The organism is Flavobacterium sp. P1_E4 (assembly GCF_056405915.1).
Genome location: NZ_JBFUBE010000001.1, coordinates 1 through 17,905, shown reverse-complemented (window position 1 = coordinate 17,905; position 17,905 = coordinate 1). Strand labels below are relative to the sequence as shown.

The 17,905-nt window shown below is 33.2% G+C and carries 18 protein-coding genes; 12 read left to right on the top strand and 6 right to left on the bottom strand.

The features are described from left to right. The first annotated feature begins 2 nt into the window (after window positions 1–2). Window positions 3–644: a carbonate dehydratase gene (gene can / locus AC1DY0_RS00090; RefSeq protein WP_477186657.1), complete on the top strand. Its 642-nt coding sequence runs from the start codon at window positions 3–5 to the stop codon at window positions 642–644. A 72-nt stretch (window positions 645–716) separates the two neighbouring features. Here can and AC1DY0_RS00085 read toward each other — a convergent pair whose 3' ends face one another. From AC1DY0_RS00085 to AC1DY0_RS00070, 4 genes are all read right to left on the bottom strand, one after another. Beyond that, a complete protein-coding gene (locus tag AC1DY0_RS00085) occupies window positions 717–1,919 on the bottom strand; it encodes an LETM1-related biofilm-associated protein (protein ID WP_477186656.1) in 1,203 nt (400 codons plus the stop codon). 223 nt (window positions 1,920–2,142) lie between these two features. Continuing rightward, window positions 2,143–2,712, bottom strand: a complete 570-nt coding sequence (locus AC1DY0_RS00080) for a YdeI/OmpD-associated family protein (protein ID WP_477186655.1) — start codon at window positions 2,710–2,712, stop codon at window positions 2,143–2,145. Between the two features lie 13 nt (window positions 2,713–2,725). Then, window positions 2,726–3,253, bottom strand: a complete 528-nt coding sequence (locus tag AC1DY0_RS00075; protein WP_477186654.1) for a superoxide dismutase family protein — start codon at window positions 3,251–3,253, stop codon at window positions 2,726–2,728. Between the two features lie 74 nt (window positions 3,254–3,327). Continuing rightward, on the bottom strand, window positions 3,328–3,852 hold the full coding sequence (locus AC1DY0_RS00070) for a hypothetical protein (protein WP_477186653.1): 525 nt from the start codon (window positions 3,850–3,852) through the stop codon (window positions 3,328–3,330). A 127-nt stretch (window positions 3,853–3,979) separates the two neighbouring features. Between AC1DY0_RS00070 and AC1DY0_RS00065 the strand changes: the two genes are divergently transcribed. From AC1DY0_RS00065 to AC1DY0_RS00015, 11 genes are all read left to right on the top strand, one after another. After that, window positions 3,980–4,411 carry an META domain-containing protein gene (locus tag AC1DY0_RS00065; RefSeq protein ID WP_477186652.1) on the top strand — a complete coding sequence of 144 codons (432 nt, stop codon included), beginning with the start codon at window positions 3,980–3,982 and terminating at the stop codon, window positions 4,409–4,411. A gap of 40 nt (window positions 4,412–4,451) precedes the next feature. Then, window positions 4,452–4,958: a DUF4251 domain-containing protein gene (locus tag AC1DY0_RS00060; protein WP_477186651.1), complete on the top strand. Its 507-nt coding sequence runs from the start codon at window positions 4,452–4,454 to the stop codon at window positions 4,956–4,958. 207 nt (window positions 4,959–5,165) lie between these two features. Beyond that, window positions 5,166–6,410 carry a BamA/TamA family outer membrane protein gene (locus tag AC1DY0_RS00055; protein WP_477186650.1) on the top strand — a complete coding sequence of 415 codons (1,245 nt, stop codon included), beginning with the start codon at window positions 5,166–5,168 and terminating at the stop codon, window positions 6,408–6,410. A gap of 114 nt (window positions 6,411–6,524) precedes the next feature. Further along, entirely contained in the window at window positions 6,525–7,007 is a 483-nt protein-coding gene (locus tag AC1DY0_RS00050) for a hypothetical protein (RefSeq protein ID WP_477186649.1), read from the top strand. A 236-nt stretch (window positions 7,008–7,243) separates the two neighbouring features. After that, on the top strand, window positions 7,244–8,002 hold the full coding sequence (locus AC1DY0_RS00045; protein ID WP_477186648.1) for a hypothetical protein: 759 nt from the start codon (window positions 7,244–7,246) through the stop codon (window positions 8,000–8,002). Window positions 8,003–8,228: 226 nt separating this feature from the next. Next, window positions 8,229–9,071, top strand: coding sequence for a transporter (locus AC1DY0_RS00040; RefSeq protein WP_477186647.1), 843 nt, complete (start codon window positions 8,229–8,231; stop codon window positions 9,069–9,071). A 237-nt stretch (window positions 9,072–9,308) separates the two neighbouring features. After that, window positions 9,309–10,646, top strand: coding sequence for a TolC family protein (locus AC1DY0_RS00035; RefSeq protein ID WP_477186646.1), 1,338 nt, complete (start codon window positions 9,309–9,311; stop codon window positions 10,644–10,646). Between the two features lie 11 nt (window positions 10,647–10,657). Beyond that, window positions 10,658–11,722, top strand: a complete 1,065-nt coding sequence (locus tag AC1DY0_RS00030; protein ID WP_477186645.1) for an HlyD family secretion protein — start codon at window positions 10,658–10,660, stop codon at window positions 11,720–11,722. 5 nt (window positions 11,723–11,727) lie between these two features. Next, a complete protein-coding gene (locus AC1DY0_RS00025) occupies window positions 11,728–13,296 on the top strand; it encodes an efflux MFS transporter permease (protein ID WP_477186644.1) in 1,569 nt (522 codons plus the stop codon). Between the two features lie 51 nt (window positions 13,297–13,347). Continuing rightward, window positions 13,348–14,052 carry an ion channel gene (locus AC1DY0_RS00020; protein ID WP_477186643.1) on the top strand — a complete coding sequence of 235 codons (705 nt, stop codon included), beginning with the start codon at window positions 13,348–13,350 and terminating at the stop codon, window positions 14,050–14,052. Window positions 14,053–14,092: 40 nt separating this feature from the next. Beyond that, a complete protein-coding gene (locus AC1DY0_RS00015) occupies window positions 14,093–15,160 on the top strand; it encodes an AI-2E family transporter (protein ID WP_477186642.1) in 1,068 nt (355 codons plus the stop codon). 601 nt (window positions 15,161–15,761) lie between these two features. Here AC1DY0_RS00015 and AC1DY0_RS00010 read toward each other — a convergent pair. Then, the gene (locus AC1DY0_RS00010) at window positions 15,762–16,847 is read right to left on the bottom strand and encodes an alpha/beta hydrolase family protein (protein ID WP_477186641.1); all 1,086 of its coding nucleotides are present in this window, start codon (window positions 16,845–16,847) and stop codon (window positions 15,762–15,764) included. Between the two features lie 175 nt (window positions 16,848–17,022). Then, window positions 17,023–17,667, bottom strand: a complete 645-nt coding sequence (locus AC1DY0_RS00005) for a CPBP family intramembrane glutamic endopeptidase (protein WP_477186640.1) — start codon at window positions 17,665–17,667, stop codon at window positions 17,023–17,025. Between the last annotated feature and the right edge of the window lie 238 nt (window positions 17,668–17,905).

Genomic DNA, 17,905 nt, shown 5'->3' with positions numbered 1-17,905 from the left:
AAATGAGTGATTTCTATAAAAAAATAATAGACAATAATAAAAAATGGGTAGAAGATCAATTAGAATTAGACCCAGAATATTTTAAAGATTTAGCTTTGGGACAAACACCACCATTGTTGTGGATTGGTTGTTCAGACAGTCGTGTGCCTGCAAATGAAATCATTGGAGCCAAACCAGGTGAGGTCTTTGTTCATAGAAACATTGCCAATATGGTTATCCATTCGGATATGAATATGTTGAGTGTACTTGATTATGCGGTAAATGTATTGAAGGTAAAACATGTTATTGTTTGCGGTCATTATGGTTGTGGTGGAGTAAAAGCAGCCATGGGTAACGATTCTATAGGAATCATTGATAATTGGATTCGTCACATAAAAGACGTATATCGTTTACATGATAAATATTTAAATTCTATACTAAATGAGGATGAACGTTTTAATGCTTTTGTAGAAATCAATGTAAAAGAACAAGTATTTGACTTGGCTAAAACATCCATTATACAATCTGCTTGGAAGAATGGTACGGATGTAACTATTCACGGATGGGTTTATGGATTAAACTCTGGATTCGTTACTGATTTGGGGGTTAATTTTAGCTCAGATAAGGATTTGGATGAAGTGTATCAATTGAATTTTAAAAACTAATATGGCTCTAATATAATGAGCTGTGTTTATAAAAAGAAGGCTGTCTAAAACTATAGACAGCCTTTTTTATGTTTAATCCTCATTATCTAAATTTTCATTGAATGAAGAAGGTAATAGTGTTGGAATAAATTTAATCAAAATAGGAAGTAGTAAACTGCCCCCAGGAAGTAGAAATATGGTCAATGATGGCACAGTTTTACAAATGTCTAATAATTGTTTTTTTACCTTTTTCTTTTCTTTTTCGTCCAAATCTCTATGTGTAGAATGTGCCAAAAGCAGCATCAATTCTTTACTTTCAAGTATCTCTTTTATTAATCTAGATTTATTTCGTGAAATCAAAGTAATGACACTTTTCGTGGTTTGATCGTAAAAATGTTTTACCGGATTTGAATAATTAAAATAGGGGATGTCTTTTTTATGTTTGGCAATAAATCCATCAGTGCTGATAATGCTTTCTGCGACAAAATCATCTTCGACCAGTAAGGTTTCTGCCAATGTATGCAAAAAGTAGGCTTCGTTATTTTCAATAACTCCATCACTCCATAGTGCCATTCCTGCAATGTCAATTAGGTATTTTTTTTCCAATTCGGCATTGAAATAGTTTAACTCTAAATTCTCTAAAGTTATATTCTCTTTCTTTGAAAACTTACTGTAGCGAATTGAGGCTTCAAATAATTTGATCAACAAATCATCGTATTGCGATTTATTGGTTTTTATTTTTAAAGCCAGAGTTACAATATTGACAACCGTTTCTTCAATTTTCTTAAGATATTTTTCAGGAATTTCATCATGAATCAAGTATTGGCGAAAAGCCAAAACATCAATAAATAGAAGAGCATTGGTAACTAAATGAGAAAAATTTTTGTTGATTATGTTTTCATTCGTTTGTACGCGTTGGTCAATTATGTTTTCCAACGTTAGAAGTGTATTGCTTTTGGGCAGTATTTTTTTAAATAAACTAAAGCCTTCCGGATGCATTTGTTTGTAAAAAGCATTGGCCTGTTCAACAAATAGTGACGAATCTTTTTCTTTATTTGTTAATGAATAAATACCATATAAAGCATTTAGTAAGGCTATTTTGGAAATTTCTTCTTTGAACCAACCTTTGGTTTTTATTTCAAAAGGAGTATCAAATGAAATGATGTGACCATATATAAAGCCAGTATCCCTTAATTTTTGATAAAAACTATCTTCTGTTTCAGATACAGTGTGTTCTGATAGCTTTAGCTTTGTAAAGAATTTATCTATCCAACCAGATGCTGAAGGGTTAATCATTGCTTAATTTTGATTATGCAAAGCTATGTTTTTTTATGTATCAATATGTACTTCTTAGATTTATAAAATAAGCTCTTTGGAAATTTTTGTGAAATTTTCTTTTTTCAATTGAAGAAAATTAAGATTCGATAATCCAAAGTATTTTTAAGCCTATGTATTTGGACTAAAGGTTTAGAAATACGTTTTTAGACGTTTTTTACGGATAAAAAAAGTAATGGTTTAATCAGTCTCTTGATTTTTTATTTTGTTGACAAAGGTCAATTATAATGGCAATTCTATTGTTTCTGGTTTCAGCTCTTTTAGCTTGGTTAAGCCAATATAGATAGCTTTTTCGGTAGGAAGGACTAAAATTTTTGTAGTTCTGGAAGGCAATTTGATTTTGTTCGAATGCTTGGGCTAAATCCTCAGGGATTATTAAATCTTCAACTGCGTCTAATGATGTCCATGAACCGTTTTGTTTTGCAATTTCAATTTTGGCCAAGCCACTTTCGTGCATCAGATTATCTGCAATGAGTTTTTCTATATAGGTTTTGTTGAGTTTACTCCAAACACTTTTGCTTTTTCTAGGGGAAAAGATTTGCTTTCTACTATGTTCATCCACATTTCTGACGGTTGAATCAATCCAGCCATAACAAATGGCTACTTGAACAGCCTCTTCCCAACGCATGCTCTCAAAAGGACTGTTTACTTTATAGAAAATTAAATATACACCAGTTGACGAATGATGATTGTTATGCAACCATTCTCGCCAATCTGATGCATTTTTGAAATAGAGATGTTCTTTTTCTTTCAAGAGAAATTTCTATTTATTTTATTATGGCTGAACAAGCTACTCTTGCGCCAGCATTTCCTGATGGTTGAGTTACAAAATCATCAGCACCTTGATGAACTATAAGTCCTTTGCCAATGATGTCTTTTGTAGCATCGCCACAACCAATACACCATTCGTCAGTACTCATAGTGATTGTTCCGTTTCCTTTTTCATCGGCAGTAAAATTACCTATGTCTCCTTTATGATATTCTCCTTCACCCCATTTTCCATGTTTTTTAAAAGTTGGATTCCAGTGTCCTCCGGCAGAACTGCCGTCAGCGGCAGAACAATCTGATTTTTCATGAATGTGAATGGCGTGAATTCCAGGTTGTAATCCAGCAATTTTGGCAACAAAAGTTACTTTACCATTTTTCTCAGTAAAAGTTGCTGTTCCAGTAACTTTACTATTACTTTTTGATTCAAAAACAAGATTTAGGCTTTTGGCATCACTAGATTTGCTATTGGTCTTACAGCCAATGATTACGGCGATAATTAGGGCAGCAGAAAAGATTATTTTTTTCATGATTTTAAAAAATTATAATTGGATTATAAAATTACGTATAAAAAAGCGTATTAAAATTAATTGTTTCTTAAAATCTATTTTGACTTTTCTCCAACAAAATGGTTGGTTGGCGATTTAAATAATATATTGAAAGAAGTCAAGCTGCCATAAATACGAGTGATGTATTGCTGCAATTCTATTTTTTCTATTTCTTCAATTTTGCTGCTGTTTATCTTTTGTTCCATTACCCGTAAGCGATCACGAACCATTATTATTTTATGGAAGAAAGTGTCAATTGGAATTTCTTTGGAAGCTAATCCAGCCTGACCTGGTTCCAAAATAATTTTCCCACCTTTCCATTTGTCTCCAATTGGTACGATTTCGGAAACGTCGGACCATTTTTTCAAAAGATCTCGTAAACTCTGTTCGACTTCCGAAAAGCTTACGGTATCCACTTCGTCTACAGTAGCTTCGATAATTTTGAATTCATCGTTCAAAGAGATGGTTTCTAGTCCATTTTCTATAAAGGTTACCCAATACTCTTTGGAAGAGACATTAGTTATTACTCCTTTTCCATATTCTGGGTGTTCAATTCGGGAACCTATTCCTAGTAGTGTCATGATGTTTTTTGTTTTTTACGAAAATAATGATACCTTTTTTAAAAAGCAAATTTGGAATCAAAACGTCTTTTTCTTATTAATTTTTCTTATTTTTACATAGTATAATTTTAATTTTAATTCATTGTTCATGAATAGAATAGTCTCATTATTAGTGTTTTTTTGCGTGATTTTTATATCATGCACCACTTCAAAACCAGCCGTAAAAACTACATCACTTGGAGGAACTTGGGAATTAAAATATATTACAGGACCTAAAATTGCTTTCGATGGTTTGTTTCCAAATAAAAAGCCTACAATTGCGTTTGATTTAAAAGAAAATAAAATTGCAGGAAACAATAGTTGCAATCAGTATTTTGGGGCTTTGCTTATAGATGGTGCTAAAATTAATTTTAAAGATGCCAAAATAGGCATGACCATGATGGCTTGTGAAGGTAATGGGGATTCTGTATTTATGGACACTCTAAATAAAATAGAGTCGTACACAATTACTGATGATGGGAAAACCTTAAACTTTTTGTTAGGTAATATTGTTATGATGCGATTTGCTCATCAAGATTAATTTTAGAATTTATTCGTTTTATTACAAAAATAAAGAACTCATGAAAAGATTTGTATTATCCTTTTTTCTTTCTTTTTCAATGCTGATAAGTTTTGCACAAGAAAAAACGAAACAGCAAATAAAAGAGGAACAAAAACAGGCAAAACAAAAAGAAGTAGAAACTCTTGTTAATTCTAAAGAGTTCGAATTTGAGGGTGATATGGCCTATCCACAGGGAGGTAGAAGCATAGATTTGACTACAAATGCAAATTATTTGCGATTCAAAAACGATTCCATTCATAGTGAAATGCCTTATTTTGGAAGAGCCTATGCTGGAGCGGCTTATGGAGGTGGTGGAGGTTTGGATTTTAAAGGCCCTATAAAAGATTATTCCGTGACAAAAGGCAAGAAGAATTATGTAATAAAAGCTGAAGTTAAAGACAATTCAGATAATTATTCTATTATTTTGACGGTTTATTTTGAAGGAGGTGCTTCTTTAACTATTGGTTCAAATTATCGTAATTCGATTAACTATAGAGGAAATATTAAAAAACTAAAAGCAAAATAATCCTTTCGGTTTTACGGTTGCTTAATTGTGATTTTGGATTTGATATAATTGCATTATTATACGTTTGTTTTTGTTTCCAATAAAACTAATTAGTTGGTTTAGTTGGAAGACACATTAAAAAAAACATTTTCTTCCGATGAGATGAAAAGTGGGTTCCTGACAACCAAAACTTAAATACTTTTTTTTAAAGAAAAGTAAATATCTGTTATGATAAAATTTTTAATCACATTTTTCATCGTTTTATTTGGAAATCAAAGTTTGGTTAATGCTCAAACTAATTCTGATATTGATAAACCATGTCCACCAAAAACGGTTTTCGAATTGTTTAAAAAGAAAGATTCAATGCTGGTTGTAAAACCTATTAAAAATAGTTTTTTGCTTGTCATTCCTGTAATTGGGATACAGCCGGCAACAGGGCTTAGCTATGGTGCAACAGCACAATATACTTTCAAAGGGAAAGGGATTTCAGATAAATATTCTTCTGCAAATCTGGGAGTGACTTTTACTACCCAAAAACAGTTATTGATTAATGCTAAAAATAATATTCTATTGAAAAACAATACAATCTATCTTAGAGGAGATTACCGGCTGTATGTTTTTACTCAACCCAATTATGGTCTAGGTACCAATATTGTTCCAACAAATAGGGAAGACCCTGATTTTGATATTGAATCGATTAAAGAACCTATGGATTATAACTATTTTAAGTTTCATCAAACTGCTTCATGGGAAATTAAAAAGAATTTTTATATAGGTGGAGGGGTAGAAATAGATTGGTATTCGACAATCGTGGATAAAAACCTAGATGTTGAAAATGGAAAGTTGACTAACCACTATAATTATAGTGTTCTAAATGGATTTAATGAAAATGAATATTTTGTAAATGGACTAAGTTTTAATTTTATTTACGATTCTAGAGATAACCAGATTAATACAAGAAAAGGGTGGTTTGCAAATGTTGATTTTAGGTTTAATGCAGATATATTTAATGACCAAGATGCAAGTAATGTTTTGTTTACTGAGTTTAGGTATTTTGTTCCAATGGATCCTAAAAGAGAACATTTTGTGTTAGGTTTTTGGGCTTTTGGACAATTTGTAACCAAGGGCGCTGTTCCGTATTTAAATTTACCAGCTATAGGCTGGGATCAACGCAGTCGAAGTGGAGAAGGTTATACACAAGGACTGTTTAGAGGAAATAATTTAGCCTATTTTCAAGTCGAATTAAGGTTTCCTATAACATGTAATCAGCTTCTTAGTGGAACAGTTTTTACAAATTTCACAACCGCAAGTAATAAATATGATCGCATTGGGCTTTTTGAATATGTTCAGCCTGCATTTGGCTTTGGCTTAAGACTTTTAATTGATAAAGCTACTCGTACTAATCTTGTTTTGGATTATGCTATAGGAAATCATTCCAATGGATTTTATCTCAATGCAGGAGAAACTTTTTAAGTTTTTAGTTTTTGGTAAATAGTTATTTATGATGAATTTCTTTTTAAATTTAATAATATTTTAATGAGAAATTCTTATATTTGAGAGAAATTAACTAAATTTAAAAACACAAACATGAAAAAATTATTTTTATTATTTGCAGTAGTGTTCTCAGCTACAACATTTGCCCAATCCACTTTGAAAGATGATATTGATGTTGTACAATCGGTTTATGGTAAATCTAAGTCAGAATTGGTGAGACAGTATATGGCATTGTCTGGTACTCAAGCTACAGATTTTGTAAAAATCTATGACGCCTATGAATTAGAAAGAAAAAAACTTGGAGAAGAAAAAGTTTATTTAATTAATCAATATGCTACAGATTATGCTGCTTTGACAGATGAGAAAGCCGATGTGATTGCTAAAGGTGTATTAAAAAATAATATAGCATATGATAAGTTATATAGTTCTTATTATGAAAAAGCCAAAAAAGCTATAGGAGCAATAAATGCTACGAAATTCATCCAACTTGAAATTTATTTGCAAACTGAGATTAGAAGTAGCTTGCAAAATGCTATCCCTTTTGTAGGTGAAATAGAAATGACAAAAGTGAAATAAGTTTTTATTTACTAAGAAAAAAGAGGCTGTCTAAAAATATAGATGGCCTCTTTTTTTTTGTAACTTTAAATAGATTTTTGGATGTTATTGATAGTAAGTTTAATAGTATTTTTAAGTATCACTAATTATAAGTTCTTTTGTCATAAAAAGTGTTAATTTTTCTTTCTTTGTTTTGAAAAAAAATGTTAAATTTGTTAATATGCTTTCCTAGTTTTATGTAATTTAAAAAAATAATCATGAAAAATTTAATTACTCCATTTAGAATTGTCCTCATTTTTACTTTTGTGTTATTCATATCTTCAATCAAAGTTTTCTCACAATCAGGTTCTAGAGATTTTAAGAATTCCGTGAAGTTTAATGTTTCCAATACATTACTTTATGATAATTCATATCAGTTCTCTTATGAGCGGATTATTAAAGAAAATCAAAGTTTGAATATTTTTGCCGGATATCAGGAGTTTCCATTAATTACTGTAGATTTAAGTAATAATGCCAGTTTTTCTAAAAAAAGTAGTAGGGATGGATTTTCCGTTGGGGCAGATTACCGATTTTACTTGGGAAGTATCAACAAATACAAAGCACCGAGAGGTGTTTATTTGGCCCCTTTTGTAAGTTTTTTTCAATTTTCAACGGATAGAGACATAGACTATACTGATTCTAATAATGTTGTTAATACGGTTAATCTTTCTTCAAAATTTAACTTAACTAATATTGGTGGTGAGTTAGGATATCAGTTCGTATTGTGGGATAGATTTGTTATCGATTGTGTTTTATTTGGACCTTCAATCACTAGATATAAATTTAATGCAAAATTAGACGGAAGTATACCAGGTATTGAAGATAATGAAGTATATCAGAAAGTAATCGAAGCAATAAAGGATAGGTTTCCGGGAGTTGAGGGAATTACCGGAGATGAGGGTATAGAAAAAAAAGGTGTGCAATCTGTTACCGCTGTTGGGTTTAGATACAATATCAGTATAGGTTATCGATTCTAAAATACATAACGGAAAATCAAAGGCCTCAATTTTTTTGAGGTTTTTTTAGTCTCAATTTTTTGGATGACTATTGATTATTTGGAGTTATGGCTAAAATTGCTTCAAATGCTATTTTAGATACTTTTTTTATTTTTTTTAAATTCATAATATGGTTGAACAAGGGGTGTTTTGTGTTAGGAAAATTAATTTTTTATTAATTGTCCTTTTCTTTGTTTGCAATTTGTGTATGGCACAGGATCTTGAACCAAGGGTTTATGCAAATTTGCCTAAAGGCGGTAATATTATAGTGGGCTCTTATGGCTTCATGAAAGGTGATGTTGTTTCAGAACCAACTTTACCTATTGCAGATTTTGTCATTTCAAGTAATAATTTTGGAGTAGGGTATATGCACACTTTTGGCTTGGCAAATAAATTAGCCAGGATTCAAGTAGCAATTCCTTATGTAATTATGGATGGAAAGGCTACAGTAAGTGGAGAAAGAGTCACTGGAAATAGAACAGGTTTTGGTGATATGCGTATACGGTTTGGGATTAATTTATTTGGTTCTCCCGCATTAGAAAGAAAAGATTTTGCCAAATATCAGCAAAAAACAATATTTGGGACAAGTTTGGTCATTTCAGTTCCAACAGGTGTTTATTATGCCGATAAAAGAATTAACATAGGAGCCAATCGTTGGGGATTCAAGCCAGAAGTTGGTGTGTCCAAGCGCTTCGAACATGTTTACGCTGAACTTTATTCGGGAGTTTGGTTTTATACCCAAAATAATGATTTTCTTGGTGATAAAGATTTGCAGCAAAAACCAGTCCTTTCTTTTCAAGGCCATGCCAGTTATTATTTCAAGAATCAAATGTGGGTTGGAATTAATCTTAATTGGTTTAGCGGCGGGAAAACTGTTATTAATGATTTGCCTGCAGGAAGTGTTATTAATAGTTCTAGAGTTGGTGCTACATTTTCTATGCCTCTTGCCAAAATGCAGTCGATAAAATTACAGTTTAATACTGGAACCTTTAAGAGTATTGGGTTAAATTATGATTCCGTCAGTATTGGTTATCAATATGTTTTTTTCTAGTCGTCTGAGAGGATGAAGTTTATTCTATTTCTAATAATGCTATAATTGTTAATTTATTTTTATAAATGTACTATTAAGAGATAATTATTATTAATGTATTTATTGTTATAAAGTTGTTAAAATACTTATATTTGTGTGATTATCTTGCTGATTATGAGTTTTTAGTGTGATTTTAGCTTTTGGTAAGTATATCATGTTTTTTTTAGCAAGTTGAATTTTTTAAATTAAAATTAGCTGATGGATTATCCTTTTTTTAAAAACCTTAAATGTGAATTTGTTATTCTTGTAATAGCTTGTTTTTTTTATGAAGTCGGATTTTCTCAAAATGACGAAGGGGCCCGAATCATAAAATTAGATGAAGCCATACAGTTGGGTATTCAGAATAACAATCAGCTTAAAATTGCCAATTCGGATGTTACTATTGCCAATGAAAATTTAGACCAAACCAAAATAGCCAAAGCACCTGTTTTTGGTATGAATATGGCCTATAATTATATTGGGAATCCCAAAGTCTTTGAGGGGTTTTATGAAAAGAATGTCACTGTTGATTTTTATAACCAACAAGCTTCTGCCAATGTTTTTGCGTCCATGCCTTTGTATTATGGAGGAGTGATCAACAATCAGATTGATAAGCAAAAACTAATGGTCAGTATGCAGGAATCGGTTGCCAAGATGACTGAAACAGAAATCAAGCAAACTATAACCACACAGTTTTTTACTCTCGAAAAGTTATACAAGCAAATCGAGGTTACCAAACAAAATATTGTTAATACTGATTTGAGAATCAAGCAATTGGAATCTAGGGTATCCAATGGTCAAAACCTTAAAAGTGATTTGTTAAGAACCGAATTGCAAAAGTCGAATTTTGAGGTGGCAGTTTTTCGCAGTTCGAATTCAATCGAGTTGATCAGTAATTATTTGGATATATTGACTGGACTGCCTACCAATACCAAATTAAAACCGGCATTGGATGGTATTTTGATTCCTAAAAAAGAGGTGAGCTTAGAAGAAAGCTTGTCTGAAGCCTACGCAAACCGTTACGAAATCAAAAGATCGGAAATCAATGTCAAGATTGCCGAATCTTCTTTGGATATAACCAAGAGCGGTTTTAAACCGTATATCAATGCCAATTTACTTTTCAATACGCAATATCCTGCGCAATGGCCTAACTATACCGATAATATTCTAAATTATTGGGCGGCAGGTCTGTCACTCAATTGGGATATTTCCAGTTTTTATAATATAAAACACAAAGTTAATGCTGATAAACTGCAAATAGATAAAAGCAATATTGCACTTGCGGCTACTAAGGATGTAATCAATCAAGATGTAAAGGCAGCTTATGTCCGATTTACGGAAAGCGTGAGGAATATTGTAACTTTTAAGAAAGATGTTGATTTGGCACTGAGTAATTACAAAATCGTAAAAAGCCGCTATGATAATGATTTTGCGGTAATTAGTGATATTGTTGATGCCGAATTGCAGTTGAATGAAGCGAAAATTTCTCTGAATAATGCCAATATAGATGCGATTATTCAATACTATTCCCTGCAGTATGCAATGGGTAAACTTTAATTTTTTTGTTTATGAGCGAAGATAAAACAACCAACGAAGATGCCGTAAAAAGCGAAAAAAAGAGGAATACGATATTGACTATTCTTTCTTTTGTTTTCATTATAGGAGGAGGGCTTTGGATATTAAGCCTGTTTTTCGATTTTCATCGGTATGAAACAACAAATAATGCCCAAGTAGAATCCTATATCAACAGTATTACAGCTAGGGCAACGGGCCATGTGGCATCAATTCGTTTTGATTCTCATCAGTTTGTTCATAAAGGAGATACTTTAGTAATTCTTGATGATGAGGAATATAGAATAAAAATAAAACAAGCAGAAGCTGATTTGGCTGTTGCGGAAGGAAATCTTCATTCATTGGAACAATCTATTGTTACTGCGACTTCCAAAGAAGCAGCTTCCAAGGATAAATTATCTGGAGACAAAGCCGATCTTGATAAAGCTCAAAAAGATTACGAACGATTCAAAAATATGTATGCCGATTCAGCCGTGACACGAAATCAATACGATCAAGTGGTTTCCAAACTTCAATCGACTAAATCCTATCTGAACGCAGGTGAGGAAGAGTTATTGGCTAGTGCTTCGTCAACAAAACAAAGTTATACCAATCTCGAAGCGGCAAGAGCTACTGTAGATCGAAAAAAAGCTGATTTAGAAAATGCTCAATTGCAGTTGTCTTACACCTGTATCGTTGCACTTGCCGATGGTTATGTGGGAGAGAGAACTATATCCGTAGGCGAACTTATTAACGCCAATCAAGTGGTGGCAACGCTAGTTTTGAGTCAAAAGGTTTGGGTGACTGCCAATTTTAAAGAAACCCAAATTGAAAAAATTAAACCGGGACAAGAAGTGACTATTACTATTGATGCGCTTTACGACAAAGAATTTAAAGGAAAAGTGGTCGGTTTTTCACCTGCAACTGGTGCTAAGTTCTCAATGGTAGAACCGGATAATTCGACTGGAAATTTTGTAAAAATCACACAACGAATTCCTGTAAAAATTGATTTTGAAGCTTCCGCAAAAGAATTGGAAGCCGTAAAACCAGGGATGAGTGTCACTGTGGAAATAAAAAAATAAAAAGAATGGGTTCAATAAAAAAAGGAAGTGTGTTTACCCTTGTAGGACTTTACCTCCTTACGATTCCTTTTTTTAATGCATTGAATGTAACCTCCTATGATAATTCACAGATATTGGGACATTTTGGAGCTTCTACAACTGTTTTTACCTATTCAACCTATATTCCTTTTTTTGCAATGTTGGGTTTTTTACCCTTGGGATTGAAAATCGGAAAACAGATTCCGATGCGAACGATGATTTTGTCCGTTAGTTTTTTGTCCATAATCTGCAATACCGCTACGTTGTATGCAACCACTATTGAATGGTTTACCGTTTGGCGGGCTTTGTTGGCCATTTTATCAATCATTGGGATTTTTGCAACCATAATTCCTATAATCCTAAAATACAATCCGACTTTTAACATGCCCATTTTGTATGGTATCGTTCAGTTTATTCTTCAGGGTAGTAAGCAGTTGTACCAATATTTTGGAACGGAAATGACGAGTATTCACAATTGGACTTTTGGAATTTACTTTTTAAATATCAATTTTTTGGTGGCGATACTTTTAGCTTGGATTTTTTATAGAAAAGATGTGGCCCCCATGAAAGGAGTTTTTCAATTTGATTGGAGAGGCTGGCTCATCATACTCTTGTTTCTTATGGTTATTCTTTTTCTTTGTGCCGAAGGCCAAACCCGCAATTGGCTGACTGATCCGAAAGTGGCTACGGCAACTGCCTTTTTGCTAGTTATCGTTGGTGTTTATTTACTCCACGTTCGATTTACCGACAATCCCATAATCAATACCGATGTGTATAAGTACCGAAACGTAGTTTTAGGTTCTTTGCTCTTTTTTTATACCGGAATGATGAACGGCACAGGAAGTGTTGTAACTGGTTTTATGACAAATATTTTAGGCTTCGACAGTATTTATGTGGCAAGAACCCATTTAGCCATTCTGATAGGGCTTTTTATAGCCATTCCGTTATCTACTTATCTTTTGTTCAAAAGAATTTATTTGGCTACGCTTTGGATTACGGGGTTTGCCTGTTACGGAATGTATCATACCCTTCTTTATTTTAGATTTTATCCAGAAATTGATACCTCCGATTTTTTCGGACCTTTTATATTCAAAGGGCTCGCCATTGGCTTTTTGTATCCAGCAGCATCGCTATATATATCCGAAAATGTGCCTAAACCTTTGGGTGATTCCAGAATGATGAGCGGTGTGATTTCGCGTGCAGTTTTTGCCTCATTATTGGGCGGGGCCATTTTAGGAACTTTTATTTCCAATATGAATGTGCAGCATAAAACAGGTCTTAGCCAACAATTAACGGAATTAAATCCGATGGCCAAAGCACAATTAAATAAGAATAAAAATTACTATATGCTTCAAGGATTATCGGCATGGGAAGCTCAAAAAAAAGCCGAAAAAAGCCTGTCCAATCAAACGTCACAGTCAGCGATGATGTTGGCTTACAAAGATATTTATCTGGTAATGGCTGCGTTGTGTTTCTTCCCGATTCTGGTTCTCCTTTTGTTTCGATTAGGACGACGGCCAATTGGTAGCGTTGAGGTAGAACCTATTCCGTTTTAAGTCAAAAGTGAAAGCATAACTCATAATTTATAACTCATAATTTTAAAAGCAATGGCAAAAAATAAAAAATTTCTTTTTTTGAATCATTTGTGGGATAAAGAAAGTGGACTTAGCGGTATGTTTATCTTGCTTTGTATCATGCATTTTATCCTGATTCCAATATTTGGGAGCTATTCTTCCTTTATGGTTATTATCAATGTATTTTGGATGTTGTTTCTGATTGCGGGGATTTTTTCGTTATCCAAATCCAAAAAGCAAACAGTCTTGTTGACGATCATTCCATTCTTTTTTGTCTTATTCGGATGGATTTCGGTTTTTCGACCGACTCCTTTTGTTTTATTGGCCGACATCATTTTTACCATCTCCACTTTTGGATTGTTGATTTTTTTGGTTTTGAAAAAAGTTTTAGAACCAGGGCCAATCACTGGATATAGAGTGATAGGTTCCATAGTGGTGTATATGATTTTAGCCAATTTTTGGTCTGTGGTTTATCAGTTTATCTACGAACATATTCCCGGTGCTTTTCAAATCACGTTACCGCCTTTTGAAAGCAATACTTTACAGGCAAATTTCTTGTATTTCAGTTATATAACAATTACCACAACCGGTTATGGAGATATCTTTCCTTTGCATCCCTTTGCAAGAGCAATGGTGCAAATCGAAGCCATTATAGGGGTCTTGTACCCTGTAATTCTTATTGGTCGTCTTGTTTCGGATGCCAATGAAAACAGTGCCAAAAAGAAACAAAAACAATAATCATATTCACAATTTTTAACTAATCTTTAAATCAATTCTTATGGAAAATTCAAACCCATTCAAAAGCAAACAGATTTTTGAAGTCATTTTACAGCTAGGACTAGTTTTCCTAATTTTAGGATTTTGTATTAAACTTTTATTGCCATTTATGATGCCGATTCTTTGGGCAATAATATTGGCAATAGTACTATATCCGGGATACAATTTCTTGCAAAAGAAATTGAAAGGGCGCAAAAGTCTTGCATCATTCATAATCGTTGCAATATTGTTGATTATTATTATTTCGCCAACAGTATTATTCGTAAACACGGTTACCTCAAACATTACCGAAATAAAAACGGGAGTTGAAAACGGTACTTTGAAAGTGGCTACACCAGGCCAAAACATCAAAGATTGGCCTCTGATAGGGGACAAAGCCTATGACTTTCTATATTCATTATCCGTAGATTTAAAAGCAGGAGTGCTTGAATACAAAGAGCAAATTGTAGAATTGTCCAAAAAATTACTGGGCAGCGTCCTCAGTTCCACCGTTGCTTTGTTGCAGGTAATCCTCTCCGTAATTATTGCGGGAGTGTTAATGGTTTCAGCGAGTGCCCAAGCTTTGGCTACCAATTTCATCAAGAGGATTTCAGGTGATTCAGGTGACGAATTCTTGGATATTTCGGTATCAACAGTATATCAAGTGGTCAAAGGAATATTAGGCGTTGCCGTTATCCAAACTCTGATTCAGGCTGTGGGACTCTTTGGCGCAGGTATCCCTTTTGCGGGTGTGTTAACGGTTATTTGTTTGATGCTTTCCATTATCCAAGTCGGTCCCATCATCATCAACCTTGGGGTAATTGCCTATCTGTTTTCATTGGATAATACCACCGCAGCGGCTTTATGGTCAGTGTTTTTTGTCCTAAGCGGCCTATCAGACAACGTCCTAAAACCATTGTTATTAGGAAAAGGAGCTCTAGTACCTATGTTAGTTATTTTCCTTGGCGTAATCGGCGGATTCATGATGTCTGGATTTGTAGGTTTATTTGTGGGACCAATCATATTCTCTATCGGTTACAAATTATTTGCCGCCTGGATGGATGACAAACCTGAAAGTACTACAGCATAATAAATTGCAGAAGCCCATTTTCTAAATTAGAAGGATAATATGGGCGTGTCCCAGTAAAGAAAAAAGCCCAACTCACAGATGCGATGAGTTGGGCTTTTTTCTTTACTGGGTCGGGCTATCCGAGCTACTTTGGTAGCTTGCTTCAAATGAAATTCACTGAACTCCTATGAAAATAAATATATAGTGAAGTAATCCCTCAAGCAGTTTATATTTAGTTTTTCTAACAGGTATTTCTTTTTTCAATACACATTTGCAAACAATATTGTCATTTCGACGGAGGAGAAATTTCCGCAATACTATTCGACAAAGTAATTTTTTTTTAGTTTGATTGCGGAGCTACTTGCGGAGATTTCTCCTCCGTCGAAATGACAAGTTTGGGGATAATAGGGGGGAAAAATGCAGGGGATTTCGCAATCACCAACACATCAGTAATAATGATGTAAAAAAACAAAAGCCACATCGTTATGAAATGGCTTTCTTAGTTTTATCTTAAATACTTGTTTTGTGACTTCTCTTTGTAGGCACGGTTTAGAAAACCGCACTATCGTTGCAGAGACATATCCGTGCCATTGGGGTTTGAATTATTCCTTGAAAATCAAATTCATTTTTGGATTTTTTTCAAATCTTTTAACCAATTTGTCATTAACGAAATATAACCTATTGCAAATATTTCTTTAGGAGTATTTTTATATTGCTCTCTTCGCTTTATGGTTTCAGAACGTTGTCCAGTTAGATTATAAGTGAGTGTGTGGTCTGCTTTAGGAATAATTCTTAATAAAGAATTACCGTTTTTTATGAGTTGCAATTGTTTTTCATATGTCTCAAAACTCTTTTTTGGAGGTACTACCAAATCGTTTTCTCCCCAAATTGCTAATATTGGACAAGTAAGATTAGTAAGATCAGGTGCATTATCTTTTTTTAAAACAATGCTTAAATAATTATACACCAATTCTTCGCCTCTGATCACATTATCAGCCCATTTTTCGCCCTCGGTTTCTTTTTGTAATGCTAAAAAACATTCATAGGGTTTCTCATCTTTTATCAATTTTAAAAGCTTTTTGTTATATGAAATCGCTTTGTGTATATCTTTTCGGGTGAAACCCGCTGCCTTCATTTCCGATTTTACCCTGTATAATTCTTGTTTAAATGCTGTTGTTACTGGTAAAGAAACAGTTATTACAAAAGCGGGTTCGAATTTTTTAGCAACTTCTGGAATTACCCAACCTGCTTGACTTATACCCCAAAAACCTATTCTTGAATTGTCAATTATATCCAAGGTTTTGAGTTTGTTAACTGCATTAATTACCTCGTTGGCTCTATCCTGTACGGATAATTCATACCATTTTCCTTGAGATTCTCCAACACCTGGACGATTCCAAGAGTAACAAGCAAAGCCGATTTTTGTAAACTCCTCCCATAAATACCTATAATTATCCGATGAACTATAATCTTCTGGGCCAGAACCATGAACAAAAACGATAACAGGTAATTTATCTTTGTAGAAAACAGGAGTAATTAGTTTGCCGAAAATTTCATTGCCATTGTATGTAAAATTCAAATTATGTTCATTGTATTTTACTGAAACATCTTGAGCATGCAACTGGTTTATTGCTAAACATCCCCAAGTTATTAATAAAACTGAAGTGAACTTCAATTTTTTAATAGCTAATAATATTATTGTTGACATTTTAATTAATTTTAAATTGATAATTTATTGTTGACAGCGTTTCATCATAAGCCCTATTTTCGGAATTGCCACCCGAGCGATAGCGAATAGACGAAGTAAATCATGCAAAAGCAAAATAAACTTTCCATTAAGCGAATTGCCCAAATCCGTTGTATTAGCTGTTAGTAGTTGGTTGCTATTTTCCAAATAAGTCTAAATATATTAAAGTTAAAACGATTGTATCAAATATTGCGTGGGAGAGAACTGAGGGCCACAAATTCTTATCAAAATACCAATAGATAAAACTCCAATAGAGACCACCAAGAATTGCTGCAATAATGCCAAATATACCTTGTTGCCAGTGATAAATTCCAAATAATACGCTTGTTATGGATGCACTAATCCAAAACGACTTGCAATATTTTTCAAACGTTGAATTTATGAAACCTCGAAAAACTATTTCTTCATAATAACCTCCAACAATCCATGAGGCAACAATTGTGATTACTAGGTTTGAAATATTGTTCCTTATAAAATCATATTCTGTATAATCAGGAACAATAAATAGATTAGATATAACTGGTACAAATACCCATCTCATAAAGGCAACCCAGATCAAAGCCGTCAAAATTCCGATTAAAATAGTCTTGAAATTGATTCCGTTTTTTTGAAGCCCGATATCGCGCAAACTTTTCTCTCTACGTTTTAGAAAAATTAGAATGGCTATAAAACAGATTATTGAATAAGAATAGAATGGAAGTGGTATAAAATGAGGAAACAGAATCAGAAATAATATCATTCCTGAATCAATGAGCATTCTTTTTTGAAAGTTTGTTTCCATCTAGTTTTTTTTGCAATGATCACTAACGTCAGTCTGTGAAAAAACCTCCGTTTGTATATCACCAAATATAACAAAAAAGTTGTGTCAAAACAGGAATTTTCGTATTTTTAAGAATGCAGCATATCACAGGAATTTCCCGTCATCAGATGCGTTTTTCTAGTTTAGAAGACGCTATAAGTCCCGATAATCAAGTTCGTTTTATAGATGCTTTTGTAGAATTTATTGACCTCACCAAGCT